General features: G+C 29.4%; 13 protein-coding genes and 1 other annotated feature. Of the genes, 11 read left to right on the forward strand and 2 right to left on the reverse strand.

What is annotated here, in order from left to right; translation table 11 throughout:
* Positions 1–487: 487 nt before the first annotated feature.
* Entirely contained in the window at positions 488–949 is a 462-nt protein-coding gene (locus tag WJW32_RS06480) for a hypothetical protein (RefSeq protein WP_340256638.1), read from the forward strand.
* Between the two features lie 27 nt (positions 950–976).
* Positions 977–1177 (forward strand): hypothetical protein, encoded by a 201-nt coding sequence (locus WJW32_RS06485; protein ID WP_340256640.1) that lies wholly within the window; start codon positions 977–979, stop codon positions 1175–1177.
* 195 nt (positions 1178–1372) lie between these two features.
* On the opposite strand, the gene WJW32_RS06490 is transcribed toward WJW32_RS06485, so the two are convergent.
* Entirely contained in the window at positions 1373–2287 is a 915-nt protein-coding gene (locus WJW32_RS06490) for a diacylglycerol/lipid kinase family protein (RefSeq protein WP_340256642.1), read from the reverse strand.
* A complete protein-coding gene (locus WJW32_RS06495; protein ID WP_340256643.1) occupies positions 2287–2532 on the reverse strand; it encodes a hypothetical protein in 246 nt (81 codons plus the stop codon). The genes WJW32_RS06490 and WJW32_RS06495 overlap by 1 nt, the downstream gene beginning before the upstream one ends.
* Before the next feature lie 77 nt (positions 2533–2609).
* On the opposite strand from WJW32_RS06495, the gene WJW32_RS06500 reads away from it, so the two are divergent.
* From WJW32_RS06500 to ilvB, 9 genes are all read left to right on the forward strand, one after another.
* Complete coding sequence (locus tag WJW32_RS06500; RefSeq protein ID WP_340256644.1) at positions 2610–3332, forward strand: YkgJ family cysteine cluster protein; 723 nt, start codon at positions 2610–2612, stop codon at positions 3330–3332.
* 152 nt (positions 3333–3484) lie between these two features.
* Entirely contained in the window at positions 3485–4396 is a 912-nt protein-coding gene (locus WJW32_RS06505) for an MBL fold metallo-hydrolase (protein WP_340256646.1), read from the forward strand.
* A 142-nt stretch (positions 4397–4538) separates the two neighbouring features.
* On the forward strand, positions 4539–5333 hold the full coding sequence (locus tag WJW32_RS06510; RefSeq protein WP_340256647.1) for a GTP pyrophosphokinase: 795 nt from the start codon (positions 4539–4541) through the stop codon (positions 5331–5333).
* A gap of 175 nt (positions 5334–5508) precedes the next feature.
* Positions 5509–6201, forward strand: coding sequence for a metallophosphoesterase (locus tag WJW32_RS06515; RefSeq protein WP_340256649.1), 693 nt, complete (start codon positions 5509–5511; stop codon positions 6199–6201).
* A 346-nt stretch (positions 6202–6547) separates the two neighbouring features.
* Positions 6548–8239 (forward strand): putative bifunctional diguanylate cyclase/phosphodiesterase, encoded by a 1692-nt coding sequence (locus tag WJW32_RS06520; RefSeq protein ID WP_340256650.1) that lies wholly within the window; start codon positions 6548–6550, stop codon positions 8237–8239.
* 179 nt (positions 8240–8418) lie between these two features.
* Positions 8419–8680: a binding site (T-box leader), on the forward strand.
* An 81-nt stretch (positions 8681–8761) separates the two neighbouring features.
* On the forward strand, positions 8762–8983 hold the full coding sequence (locus WJW32_RS06525) for an ACT domain-containing protein (RefSeq protein WP_340256651.1): 222 nt from the start codon (positions 8762–8764) through the stop codon (positions 8981–8983).
* A gap of 53 nt (positions 8984–9036) precedes the next feature.
* Complete coding sequence (ilvC, locus tag WJW32_RS06530) at positions 9037–10029, forward strand: ketol-acid reductoisomerase (protein WP_340256653.1); 993 nt, start codon at positions 9037–9039, stop codon at positions 10027–10029.
* Between the two features lie 26 nt (positions 10030–10055).
* Positions 10056–11705 carry a dihydroxy-acid dehydratase gene (gene ilvD / locus WJW32_RS06535; protein WP_340256654.1) on the forward strand — a complete coding sequence of 550 codons (1650 nt, stop codon included), beginning with the start codon at positions 10056–10058 and terminating at the stop codon, positions 11703–11705.
* 24 nt (positions 11706–11729) lie between these two features.
* On the forward strand, positions 11730–13379 hold the full coding sequence (gene ilvB, locus WJW32_RS06540) for a biosynthetic-type acetolactate synthase large subunit (protein ID WP_340256656.1): 1650 nt from the start codon (positions 11730–11732) through the stop codon (positions 13377–13379).
* Positions 13380–13548: the final 169 nt, after the last annotated feature.

Here is a 13548-nt window from a genome sequence, read left to right on the forward strand (position 1 = left end):
TTCAGTTCCGAGCTTTTCATAAATAATACCACCTTTCTTATTTTAGAGTACTTGTCGAATGGTAATTCTTTTATAAGAATATGGTATTATTTTTTTGTCTTTTATGCTATGGTAAAAATAGGGGATTAAGTTTTAATTTATAATAGAGTTGCTAATATTAAAACTATCTATACAAATGTTAGTGAATACTTTTAGATATTTTGACTAATATAACTTAGGTTTTATCGTTTAATATTCCGTTGAAAAATTTGAGTGTTTGACCGTAGGGAGTTTCTCNCGCGGTATTTGTATAGATAGTTTTTAATAACCCACAGACCCTAAAAAAATAACACAGATTTCGTTTGTACGAAATTTAGGTAGCTAACATTTTAATAAGCAGCATTTTTAAATTTAGCTATCTAGATTTTATAAAGGGATTCAAAAAAACATATATAATTACATTCTAGTGTATAGTTTTAAAAAATTACAAATCAAAAGGGTGATTGGTATGCTAAATAAATTTGTGCCAGAAGATTTTATAGTTCCACAAAAACTAGAAACTGAAATATTCAGACTCAGAATGCTAACAACTGATGATGTTGAAAAAGATTATGAGGCTGTAATGTCAAGTAGAGAACATTTATTAACTCTAGCAGATGAAGATAATGAGTATGCATGGCCAAGAGAACATATGACAATTGAAGAAAATTTAGAAGATTTACAAAGACATCAAAATGAGTTTTTAGAGAGAACAGCATTTGCATATACAGTAATGAGTTTAGATGAAAAGATATGCTTAGGGTGTGTTTATATAAATCAAAGTGAAAAAAAGAATTTTGATGCAGAAGTATATTTATGGGCAAGATTAAGTGAAATAGAAAATGGACTGGAAGAAATACTTTTTGAAACAGTTAAAAAGTGGATTAAGGAGAACTGGCCTTTTAAAAATGTGATTTATCCAGGTCGTTAAATATAGTGAAAATATGGAGGTTATATTATGGAAAAAGAAAAAAAGAATTGTCCAGAATGTGGTTGTACAGAAATAGGAGAAGGTGAATTTAGTGGATATGCTAATCTTAGACCAGTTAATTCTATAATTGCTTCTTCACCAGTTACAGCAGAAGTATGTACTAACTGTGGTTATATATTAAATATGAGGGTAGAAAGACCAGAAAAATTTAAAAAATCTCTTATATAGATAATTTACAATAAAAGATATTATTAATAAAATTATAAGGGAAAAGTGTATTTGTACATAAAAAAGAATCAAAAAAATTTTATGATTCTTTATCTATGGGGTTATTAATTGATTAAAAGTAAGATTAATAAGTTTTAAACTGAATATATTTACATAAAAAGTGTGCGTAGTTTATTCAACTTCGCACACTTTAAATTAGGCTTCCTTATCATTACATCCAACTATAACCTTTAAAGCTCTTTTCTTTATCTCGAATGTAGCAGGGAATGTGCCTCCGTTTTCACCATCTACATCTATAAGTAAATTTTCCTTATTTAAGCAATCTACCTTTAAGTTATCAGTTTGGAGATATACTACATTAGGGTCGTTTATATGTTCTCCTGAGAATATCTTTAAAAACACTCCAGCTGTATTTAAAGGATAAGATTTTTTGATTATACATACATCGAATAATCCATCGTCTATATCAGCCTTTGGTGCGAAGTTTGTGAAGCCTCCTGCTGATTTAGAATTTAAAACTAAAAATAAAAGAGCTTCAGTTTCTAGAACTTCATTATCGCATTCAAATCTGAATTTAAGTGTTTCAAATAACTGCTTTGGAACTTCTTTTATACCTTGAGCATAATATGCAAAGCTTCCAAATGCAGTCTTTGATTTAACAGGAGTTTTAATAGCGATATCGGCTAAAAGACCAGAGGCTGCAACGTTTATAAAGTACTTATCATTGACCTTACATAAATCTATTTCCTTTACAGTATTATTTCTAATAATAGAACATACTCCCTCAATTGATGTTGGAAGATTTAAGTATTTTCCAAGATCATTAACAGTTCCAGCTGGAAGGATTAAAAGTGGAACATCTATGTTATTTTTAGCTACTGCATTTATAACATTATTGACAGTTCCATCTCCTCCGACTATTATCAATAAATCGTAATTTTCATCTTTCATTTTTGAAACTTCACTAGAGTAGTCAAAGTCTATAGTAGTATCTACTTTATCAACTTCTTTTAATGTATTATCAAGTATTAATCTCCCGACTATAATTTCTAAATTCTTTTGAAGTGTTTGGGTTCCTGAAGACGGATTGTTTATTATTTTGACTTTCATTATCTATTGATGAATGAAGCGCCTAGATATTTTTTAATATCTTCATCAGAACTGAAAAAGTCTATTAAAATTTCTTTACCCGTTTCTTCAAAATGAACCAAAACTTCACAATCCCCATTCAAAAAGAATTTTTTAACTGTGCTTTCTTTGATTTCTCTTACTTTTATTAGATCTTTTTTCTTTTTTTCATAGTCTTTTACAAAATAAGAACCGAGTGGTCTTATAACTTTTGTGTATCTATTCATGAAATACCTCCAATTGCAAATTAAAATTTGATATAATATTTTAGGTTATTAAAATATTATATCAAGGAGAGAGTCTAATGCCTAGTATAAAAAAGAATGATATCAACTTAGGAATAGATTATTGCTTAGAAAACGATCTTTTTAAAGAACTCAATTATTTATATAATAGTATACCCAATGGAGACTGTATAGGATGTGGAAAATGTTGTATGGAGTCTGTTGGAGCGAATTTAGTAGAATTTTTAAATATATACAATTATTTAAACAAAAATAAAAATATACATAATAGAGTTATGGAAAAAATACTAGATTATTATTTCCTAGAGTACAAGGAAAAGATGCCATGTCCATTTAAAGATTCTAATAATATGTGTTTGATATATGAGGTAAGGCCTCTTAATTGTAGGATATATGGACATTGGAAAAAAGAAGATTACAATAAAAATTATCAGAGAATAAAAAAAGATAATATAGAATTTGCAAGATATATGAAAGAAGAGCATAATATTAAGATAGATGAGAATATATTAAACTACAAGATAGAGTATTGTGAAAAGTTTAAGCCGAGTTTAGATTATATGAACAAAGATGAGAGAATGAAGTATTATGATAAAGGGATAGTTATAGATTCGAAGCTTTATTCTAAAGGAATAATGGATATTGATTTTAGGGATAGAGGAATTGTAGAGTATTTTATAGAATCTATCTTCTTTAACAATGTTGCAAGTAATATAAGAATGAACATAACCAAGAATAATTCATATAAGGTACTAAAAAGAGTTAAAGCTCTTGTGCTATAGAAAATTATAATATTTTTGTTTTGTGGAGAACTTGTTAAGAAAGAGATACTTGAGACTATTTTTGAGCAATAAAGCCTGTAAGGATCGTTGGCGACATGAGTCACCGAGTTAGCGAGTAGACGAATTTTTTGTTTTAAGAAAAGAGGTATAGTATGGAACTAGAGAAAATTAAAGGACATAGCTATTATATAAAGGGAGGAACTAATTCTGGTGTTTATGTATTTAAGGATAAATATGTACTCATTATAGATCCTGGGCTTTCAAATTCTAGAGCGCATAGACTTATAAAGTTATTTGACAGCAAGGGGCTTCGTGTAAAGTATATATTAAATACTCATGAACACTCAGATCACTATGGAGCAAGTAAGGTATTATTAGATAATTATACTGGAGCAAAGGCTATATCATCAAATCATGCAAAAACTTTTATAGATAATCCATACTTGTTTTCAACTTATGTATATGGTGGTAGATCTAATAAACTGCTTGATGATTATTTCAAGAATAGAGAGAACAAGTTTAATATAGATGAAGTAATTTGTGAGGGTGAAATTAAGCTAAATAATGAGAAATTTGAAATAATAGAACTTAAAGGTCATAGTATAGGATCGATAGGGGTATTAACAGAGGATAAGGTATTATATCTTGGAGACTCTTTATTTAATGAGAGTATTTTAGAAAAATATAATTTTCCTTTTTTATTTGATATATCTGAGCAGTTAAACACTCTAGATAAGATAAAAGAAATTGACTTTGACTTTTGTGTTATGGGTCATTCAAAGGCTTTACTGGATAAAGAAGAGGTTGTAAAATTAACAGAGATAAATAAAGAGGTTATATATAAATATTTAAATCAAATAAGAGAGTTTCTTACTACTCCTTATACTAGAGAAGATTTATTAAAAGATATTATAGAATATAACGAGCTTAAGCTAAATTATAAAGAATATTATTTTTCAAATTCTACATTGTCTTCTATGATTTCGTATCTTGTAGAAGGTGAAGAAATAGATTATCAATTCGAAAACGGGAAGATGTATTATTTTATGAATTCAAAACTATAAGTGGATAAAATCATAAAATAATAGAATAATGTTGTAAAATATAATGGGAAATTTTAAGTAATTGTAGTTAATATTATATACTTTGTGTTAAAATATATTGGGGAATTACAACAATGAAAATACAGGCTAGAGGGTGATTTTAATGGAATTAAGAGAATGGAAAACTATATTAACTCCATATGAATATGCAGTAGAGGAGTTAAAAGTTAAATTCAAAAACATTAGAAAAGAACTTAGAAATAATGGAGAATATTCTCCCATAGAATTTGTAACTGGAAGAGTAAAAAAGATATCATCTATTATAGCAAAAGCAAAAAAACTTGATGTTAATATGGATGAAATAGAAGAGAAGATAGAGGATATAGCTGGACTTAGAATTATGTGCCAGTTTGTTGAGGATATATATAGTCTTGTGAGTTTAATAAAAAGTAGAAAAGATATGGCAGTAGTGTATGAAAAAGACTATATAGAAAATTATAAGAACAGTGGTTATAGAAGTTATCATATAATTATAAAATATCCTATACAGACAGCTATGGGATTAAAAGAGATTTTAGCTGAGATTCAAATAAGAACTCTTGCTATGAATTTTTGGGGAACTATAGAGCATTCTTTAAAATATAAATATCAACAGGATATACCTGAAGATATAGCTAATAGATTAAGACGCGCAGGAGATGCGGCGTTTTTACTTGATCAAGAAATGAGCGAAATAAGAGAAGAGATAATGAGAGCTCAAGTTATGTTTGAAATGAAGTCGCTTACAGTTAAAGACATACTTGATAGTATTAGAAAGTTATATATTTTAGGAGAAACTGAAAAAGCTTTAGATTTTCAAGGAAGACTTGATAAGATAAACGATATAGAGGATATAAAAGAAATTATAATGTTAAGAAGTGAGATAGATTATATATTAGATAAATACGATAAAAATTAAGTTGAATGTGCTTATAAATTAGTTATAAGCACATTTTCAATGTTAGAGCACTAGACAAGATAAGGATGACTTAGTAAAATCTTTAGGATAATACAAATACATAAGAGAAAAAATAGTAAAAAGTCTTTTAAATAAATACAAAGACGTAACATATAAAAAAGGTGAGTGATAAAATTTGGCTATTTATGCAATCGGAGACCTACACCTGAGTAAGGTAGTAGACAAGCCAATGGATATATTTGGAGAAAATTGGATAGGGCATAAAGAAAAGATAATAGCTGATTGGAAAGAAAAGGTTATGTCCCAAGATATTGTACTTATAGTTGGAGATACTTCTTGGGGAATGAACTTAAATCAAGCTATTCCAGACCTTGATGATATAAATGAACTAGAAGGCAAGAAAATAGTAGTAAAAGGAAATCACGACTACTGGTGGAGTTCAATAAGCAAGTTAAATAAGCTTTATGATAACATGAAATTTATCCAAAATAATTTTTATGAGTATGAAGACTATGCTATATGCGGAACAAGAGGGTGGCTTTGCCCTAATGAAGTGAAATTTGATGAAGATGATGAAAAGGTGTATAAAAGAGAAGTACAAAGACTTAAAATGTCTCTTGAGGGTGCTAAAAAAGCTGGATTCAATAAATTTATAGTGATAACTCACTATCCGCCGACTAATGATAAGCTAGAAGAATCTGAGTTTACTAAAATATATGAGGAATATAATGTAGAAAAGGTTATATATGGACATTTGCACGGAAAAGAATGGTTTAAGGTAGGGCTTCAAGGTGAAAGAAATAATGTAGAATATTATTTGGCATCGTGTGATTATACGGATTTTAAATTAGTTAAAATAATGGACTAGAGAAAGAGAATTTTTTACAACTAGAGTTTTCTGGTTAATCGAAAAACCACGCTCGTTGAAATATCGCTATATTAGTTGACATTTTAATAAAACTATATAGTATTCTATGCTGATATGATAAAGTTAATAAATGTGAAATATAAAAAATATACTAAATAAAAAATAAAGATCATGATGTAGAGTAGATGGATAAATTTACTGCACATGGTCTTTTTTAGTAAGTTTTGGTATAATTAAATAGTTAGGACTTTATCAGAGGAAAGTGATTCGAAGATTTGAAATATTCAAAATGTTATTGCAAATCTTACTTGATTAGTGATGTTAAATTTTATATAGGAGGATGTATATGAATAATAAAAATTATAAAAAAAATATTATGCGAATATCTATTTTTTTTATATCATTATTTCTATTAACAACTCTCATATTAGTAAAAAACAATTTAGATATAGATACTGGTGATTTCATTTTGGAAGGGATATGTTTTATAATGACTACAATTGGTTTTATTATCTCACTAGAACTTAAAATAAAGTCATTAAGTTTTGGATGTGCAATTTTTGCTATTTCAACACTTAATGATTCTCTTGATGAACTTAAATTTATTTCATTTCCAGAATGGCAAAATCTTATATTTGAAAAGTTTTTTTTAGTATTAGGAATAATATTTATTGTATATGGTTTTTATAAAACTATTGAAGAGAAAAATACGTTTTTAAAAGAACTAAACTATTTAGCATTTAGTGATCCATTGACTAATTTACTTAATATAAGATCTCTAGAAAATAAAATGAAATTAGACATTGAAAAAGCATCAAAAAATAATACTAAATTAGGAATTTTATTTATTGATCTAGATAAATTTAAGTTAATAAATGATTCATTAGGACATAGTGCTGGAAATTATATTCTAAAAGAAGTTGCTAATAGGTTAAAGTTAATTAGCAGACAAAACGATACAATTGCTCGTTTGAGTGGAGATGAGTTTATATTAATATTGAATGATATTAATCAATTAAATGAAATAAAGAATATCGTAAGAAAGATTATAAAAATCTTTAAAGCCCCTTTTATATTAAAAGAAACAAAATTTACTATTTCTTGTAGTATTGGAATTTCGGTATTTCCGGATAATGGAAATGATGTGGAAACTTTATTTAAACATTCTGATATAGCAATGTACAAAGCTAAAGAAAATCATGGAAATACATATGAATTTTATAATTATAAGATGAGTGAACAAATGGATAGAAATTTTGAAACTGAACATAGGCTTAATATTGCATTAGAAAAAAAAGAATTTATTCTTCATTATCAACCTAAGGTCGATATTAAAACAAATGAAATTACTGGATTAGAAGCTTTAGTAAGATGGAAACATCCTGAAAAAGGGTTAGTTTATCCAAATGATTTTATACCTATAGCAGAAGAAACAGGGTTAATTAGAAATCTAGATGAACATATATTACAGTTATCTTGTTTGCAAATTAAAGAATGGTTAAATAAAGGTTTAAATCCTCCAAATATTTCTGTAAATATTTCTGGAAAAACATTTCATGAAAATGATTTTGTTGATAGATTAGAATATATATTAGAAAATACAGGGGTAAAATCCAAATCTATAAGTATTGAAATTACTGAAACGGCGGCTATAAAAGATAAGAAATATACTTATGAAATTTTAGAACAAATAAGAAGTAAGGGAATAAAAATACTATTAGATGATTTTGGAAAGGGATATTCATCATTAAGTTACTTAAAAGAATTCCCAATAGATGTATTAAAAATAGATAAATCATTTGTTGATAATATTTGTTCTAACAATATAGATAGTTCTATTACGAAAGTCATAATTGATATGGCTAAAGCATTAAATCTAAAAGTATTAGCAGAAGGGGTTGAAACAGAAGATCAATTAAGACTTTTAGATAATTTTAATTGTGAAGAATATCAGGGATATTTATTTAGCAAACCAATTGATGCAGATGAAATTGAAATTATGTTAACTAAAAATATAGAAAAAACAAAAGTAATCTAATTTGAGTTGGGTTGCTTTTGTTTTTTTTAGAATTAAAAATAGTTTTATAAAGTATTTTTAACGCTTTGGAAATGTATAGAAAATTCATAAAAAAATATTTTTTCGAAAAAATTAAATAATACGATTGACATTAAACATTAAAGCGTTTATAATTCATATTAACGCAAAACAAGTTAATATAAAAAACGAAGATGGAGACAAAAATATTCGAGTTTAATTACAGAGAACCAACATTTGCTGAGAGTTGGATTAAATAGAGTATATAATGATCACTCCTGAGTTGCCAAATTGAAAGATATTTTTCGAGTAAATAAGGACGGTTACCACCGATATATGGTTAGGATTCACTAAAGTATTTAATTTTGGTCGATCTGAATTGAGAAGGCAATTTTTGAAATTGCAAATAGGGTGGTACCGCGAATATAATCTTTCGTCCCTATAAACATATTTATAATGTGTTTATAGGGATGGAAGATTTTTTTATTGTAAAAAAGTATTAAAAAGAAAGGGTGTGTGTATGAGGTGGAAAGTAGAGTTTGTGCAAGGTTAAATCAGGGAATAGATTCTTTTATAAGAGTTACTAGTGTTCTTAGAAGAAAAGAATTTAATATAAAAGAGATTAATATGAAGTCTCAAAGTAATCATATAGATTTGGATATAGTTGTATATGATGAGAGGTTGACTGGAAGTGTGGTTAAGCAGATATCTAAGCTTGCAGATGTTAAAGAAATAAAGGTTGTATAAGCAGATAGTTTTAAAAATTAAGATATCAAATTATATAAAAAGGGGAGATTAAAATGAGTAAAATGTATTATGAAAAAAATTCTAGTTTAGAGGTATTTGAGGGAAAGAAGGTTGCTATATTAGGATATGGAAGCCAAGGTCATGCGCACGCACTTAATTTAAAGGATAGCGGTGTTGATGTTGTTGTAGGTTTACATGAGGGAAGCAAATCAAGAGATAAGGTAAAGGCAGATGGACTTGAAGTTATGGATGTTGATGATGCTGTTAAGGTTAGTCAGGTTGTTATGATGTTAGTTCCAGATACTAAGCAAAAAGAAGTGTTTGATGAAATGGTTAAGGATAATTTAGATGAAGGAGATGCACTGGCATTTGCTCATGGATTTAATATACACTTTAGCCAGATAGTACCTCCGAAAAACGTAGATGTATTTATGGTAGCACCTAAAGGACCAGGACATTTAGTTAGAAGGGTTTATCAAGAGGGAAAAGGGGTTCCAGCACTTCTTGCAGTGCATCAAGACTATACAGGAAAGGCTAAAGAGTTAGGTCTTGCTTACGCTTATGGAATAGGGGCATTAAGAGCTGGAGTACTTGAAACTACGTTTAAAGAAGAGACAGAGACAGATTTATTCGGAGAGCAAGCTGTGCTTTGTGGAGGAGTAACTGAACTTATAAAGGCTGGATTTGAAACGTTGGTTAATGCAGGTTATCAAAAGGAAGTAGCATACTTTGAATGTCTTCATGAAATGAAACTTATAGTGGATCTTTTATATGAAGGTGGATTTGAAAAGATGAGACACAGTATAAGTGATACTGCTGAGTATGGAGATTACATGGTTGGAAGAAGAATCATAACAGATAATACGAGAGAAGAGATGAAAGGCGTTTTAAAAGAAATACAAATGGGAGCATTCGCAAAGGATTGGATAATGGAGAATAAACTGAACAGACCTGTATTCAATTCATTTAAGCAAAGAGAACTAGAGCATCCTATTGTAGAAGTTGGTAAAGAGCTTAGAGGTATGATGTCTTGGATAGAAAAGTAGGATATTAGCTAATAGGAGGGTTAGATATGAATAGTGATAAAGTAAAAAAGGGGATAACTAAAGCACCACACAGATCATTACTTAAAGCGGCAGGGCTTACAGATGAAGAAATAGATAAGCCTCTTATTGGAGTTGTAAATTCATTTAATGAAATAGTACCGGGTCATGTTGAGCTTAGACAAATAGCAGAAGCTGTAAAAAGAGGTGTTCTAATGGAGGGGGGGACCCCTCTTGAGTTTCCATCAATAGCAGTATGTGATGGTATTGCTATGAACCATGAAGGAATGAAGTATTCTCTTGTTAGTAGAGAAATAATAGCAGATAGTATAGAGATAATGACAAAGGCACATGGTCTTGATGGATTAGTTTTAATACCTAGCTGTGACAAGGTAGTTCCTGGAATGTTAATGGCTGCTGCAAGAATTAATGTACCTAGCATTGTTGTAAGTGGAGGACCTATGCTTGCAGGTAGGTTTAATAATGAAAAGGTAGATTTAACAACTGTATTTGAAGGTGTTGGAAAGGTATGTTCTAACAAAATGACAGAGAAAGAATTAAAGTGCTTAGAGGAAAATGCATGTCCAACTTGTGGGTCTTGTTCTGGAATGTTTACTGCAAATTCTATGAATTGTATGACAGAAGCATTGGGAATGGCACTCGATGGAAATGCTACAATACCAGCTGTATACTCTAGTAGAAAAAGACTTGCAAAGAAAACTGGTATGCAGATAATGCATTTGTTAAGAGAAAATATACTTCCAAGAGATATACTTACAAAAGAATCATTTGAAAATGCATTGACTGTAGATATGGCACTTGGATGTTCTACTAATACAGTTCTTCATTTAACTGCAATAGCAAATGAAGCGGGTGTAGATGTTAATTTAGATAATATAAATTATATAAGTTCCAAAACTCCAAATCTTTGCAAATTAAGTCCTGCTGGAAATCATCATATAGAAGACCTTGATAATGCTGGTGGAGTTTTGGCTGTTATAAATGAATTATCAAAGAAAGATTTGATAAATTTGGATGTACCTACAGTAAGCTTGAAACCTTTAAAAAATATATTAAAAGATAAAAAAGATAGTGTAGTTATAAGGGATATAGATAATCCTTTTAGTGAAGATGGTGGAATAAAGGTATTGTTTGGTAATTTAGCTTTAGAAGGTGCAGTTGTAAAAAAATCTGCGGTTAAAGATAACATGATGAAAACAATATCTACGGCAAAGGTGTTTGATAGTGAAGAAGAGGCTGTTGAAAGTATCTTAAGTGGAAAAATCAAAAAGGGTGATGTAGTAATAATAAGATATGAAGGGCCAAAGGCAGGTCCTGGGATGAGAGAAATGTTAACTCCTACATCAGCACTAGTTGGGATGGAACTTGATGATAGCGTATCACTTATAACAGATGGTAGATTCTCAGGTGGAACTAAAGGTGCGGCAATAGGACATGTTTGTCCGGAGGCTATAGATGGTGGAATGATAGCTTTAGTTGAAGATGGTGATTTGATAAGTATTGATATAGATAAAGGTATTATTGATCTTAAAGTGGATGATGAGGAATTAAATAAAAGAAGAGAAAACTTGCAGTTAAAGACTAAAAATCATACTGGTTATCTTAGAAAGTATTCAAAGATAGTTCAGAGTGCTTCAAAAGGAGCTGTATGTATTTAAATAATTAAGGGAAGGAGATAGATTATGAATGGAGCTAGATTATTGCTTGACTGTCTGAAAGAACAGGGTGTAGACACACTATTTGGATATCCTGGAGGAGCTGTTATTCCATTTTACGATGCATTATATGAATATGGATATTTTAATCATATAAGAACTGCTCATGAACAGGGAGCAATACATGCGGCCGATGGATATGCAAGAAGTAGTGGAAAAGTAGGAGTATGTATTGCAACATCAGGACCTGGTGCTACTAATACTGTAACTGGTATTGCAACGGCTTTTATGGATTCTGTTCCACTTGTTGTAATAACAGGTCAAGTTCCAACAACGTTACTCGGTAGAGATTCTTTTCAGGAGATAGATATAACAGGGGTTACAATGTCTATAACAAAGCATAACTACTTAGTTAGATCTGTAGAGGATATACCTAAAATAGTTAAAGAAGCTTTTAAGATTGCTACTACAGGAAGACCTGGACCTGTACTTATAGATATTCCAAAAGATATATTCTTAAAAGAATATAAAGAAGATTTATCATATACTTTAGATGATGAAGAGAATGAATATGATAGGGAAATAGATTTAAACTTAACAGACGTAGTAAAGATAATAAATGAGTCTAAAAAACCTATTATATATGCAGGTGGAGGTATTAAAATAGCAAATGCTAGCAAAGAACTCAATGCGCTTGCAAATAAGTTAGATACTCCTGTTGTAAACACTTTAATGGGACTTGGAAATATAGATAGAGAATGTGAATTATCCCTTGGTCTTGTAGGTATGCATGGATTTAGAGAGAATAATCTAGCTGTAACAAATAGTGATTTGATAATAGCAATAGGAGCCAGATTCAGTGACAGGGTGATAGGAAACTCTGAAGGATTTGCACCTAGAGCCAATATCATACATATAGATATAGATGAGACTGAGATGAATAAAAATAAAAAATCTCAGTATCATGTTGTAGGAGATTTAAAAAAAATACTACAAGAAATTAATAAATATGTGTATGAAAAAGATAATACAAATTGGAAAGAATATATTAGAGACGATAAGTCAAAATATATAATCGACAAAGATTTATTTCATCCTAAAAACATATTTAGAGTATTAAATGAAAAACTAGATAAAGATGTATTAGTAGCAACGGATGTAGGTCAACATCAATTATGGACTGCACAGTATTTTAAATTTAAAAATGAAAGACAGTTTATAACATCTGGTGGTCTTGGAACTATGGGATTTGGGCTTGGAGCGAGCATTGGTGCACAAGTTGCTAATAAATATAAACAGGTTATGCTAGTTACTGGTGATGGAAGTTTTAATATGAATTGTAATGAATTATTAACTATAGCAAAATATAAACTACCAGTTATAATGGTTCTTTTAAATAACAGAACTCTTGGAATGGTAAGACAGTGGCAAAGTTTATTCTGTGATGAAAGGTACTCTGAAACAGATAATGATTTTGATATGAATTATAAAGCATTATCGAATGTATATGGAATTAAGGGGTATAAGGTGGATTCTATTGATAAGCTAGAGAAAGCTTTAAGTGCGTGTGATTTAGGAAAAGAACCTGTATTTATAGAGTGCAATATAGATAAGGATTTTGGAGTGTATCCAATAGTTCCACCAGGCAAAAATATAGATGAACTTTTAGAAGGCTAACAATAGTTACCTAGATTTCGTACAAACGAAATCTGGGTTATTTTTTTAGGGTCTGTGGGTTATTAAAAACTATCAGCAAATTTATTTAACATGGATAGTTTCCCTGACCAATCTCAAATTAATATTCTTTTAAGGCGAATGAATGCTACAAATATATCTCAATTTGAAG

This window comes from Tepidibacter sp. Z1-5 (assembly GCF_037844525.1).
In the GTDB taxonomy this organism is placed as follows: Bacteria; Bacillota; Clostridia; order Peptostreptococcales; family Peptostreptococcaceae; genus Tepidibacter_A.

What these genes read in the sequence shown, in the direction of transcription:
- WJW32_RS06510 (WP_340256647.1), top strand. Translation starts at nt 4,539, where the DNA reads ATGGAATTAAGAGAATGGAAAACTATATTAACTCCATATGAATATGCA.
- WJW32_RS06480 (WP_340256638.1), top strand. Translation starts at nt 488, where the DNA reads ATGCTAAATAAATTTGTGCCAGAAGATTTTATAGTTCCACAAAAACTA.
- WJW32_RS06505 (WP_340256646.1), top strand. Translation starts at nt 3,485, where the DNA reads ATGGAACTAGAGAAAATTAAAGGACATAGCTATTATATAAAGGGAGGA.
- WJW32_RS06520 (WP_340256650.1), top strand. Translation starts at nt 6,548, where the DNA reads ATGAATAATAAAAATTATAAAAAAAATATTATGCGAATATCTATTTTT.
- WJW32_RS06495 (WP_340256643.1), bottom strand. Translation starts at nt 2,532, where the DNA reads ATGAATAGATACACAAAAGTTATAAGACCACTCGGTTCTTATTTTGTA.
- WJW32_RS06485 (WP_340256640.1), top strand. Translation starts at nt 977, where the DNA reads ATGGAAAAAGAAAAAAAGAATTGTCCAGAATGTGGTTGTACAGAAATA.
- WJW32_RS06500 (WP_340256644.1), top strand. Translation starts at nt 2,610, where the DNA reads ATGCCTAGTATAAAAAAGAATGATATCAACTTAGGAATAGATTATTGC.
- ilvD (WP_340256654.1), top strand. Translation starts at nt 10,056, where the DNA reads ATGAATAGTGATAAAGTAAAAAAGGGGATAACTAAAGCACCACACAGA.
- ilvB (WP_340256656.1), top strand. Translation starts at nt 11,730, where the DNA reads ATGAATGGAGCTAGATTATTGCTTGACTGTCTGAAAGAACAGGGTGTA.
- ilvC (WP_340256653.1), top strand. Translation starts at nt 9,037, where the DNA reads ATGAGTAAAATGTATTATGAAAAAAATTCTAGTTTAGAGGTATTTGAG.
- WJW32_RS06490 (WP_340256642.1), bottom strand. Translation starts at nt 2,287, where the DNA reads ATGAAAGTCAAAATAATAAACAATCCGTCTTCAGGAACCCAAACACTT.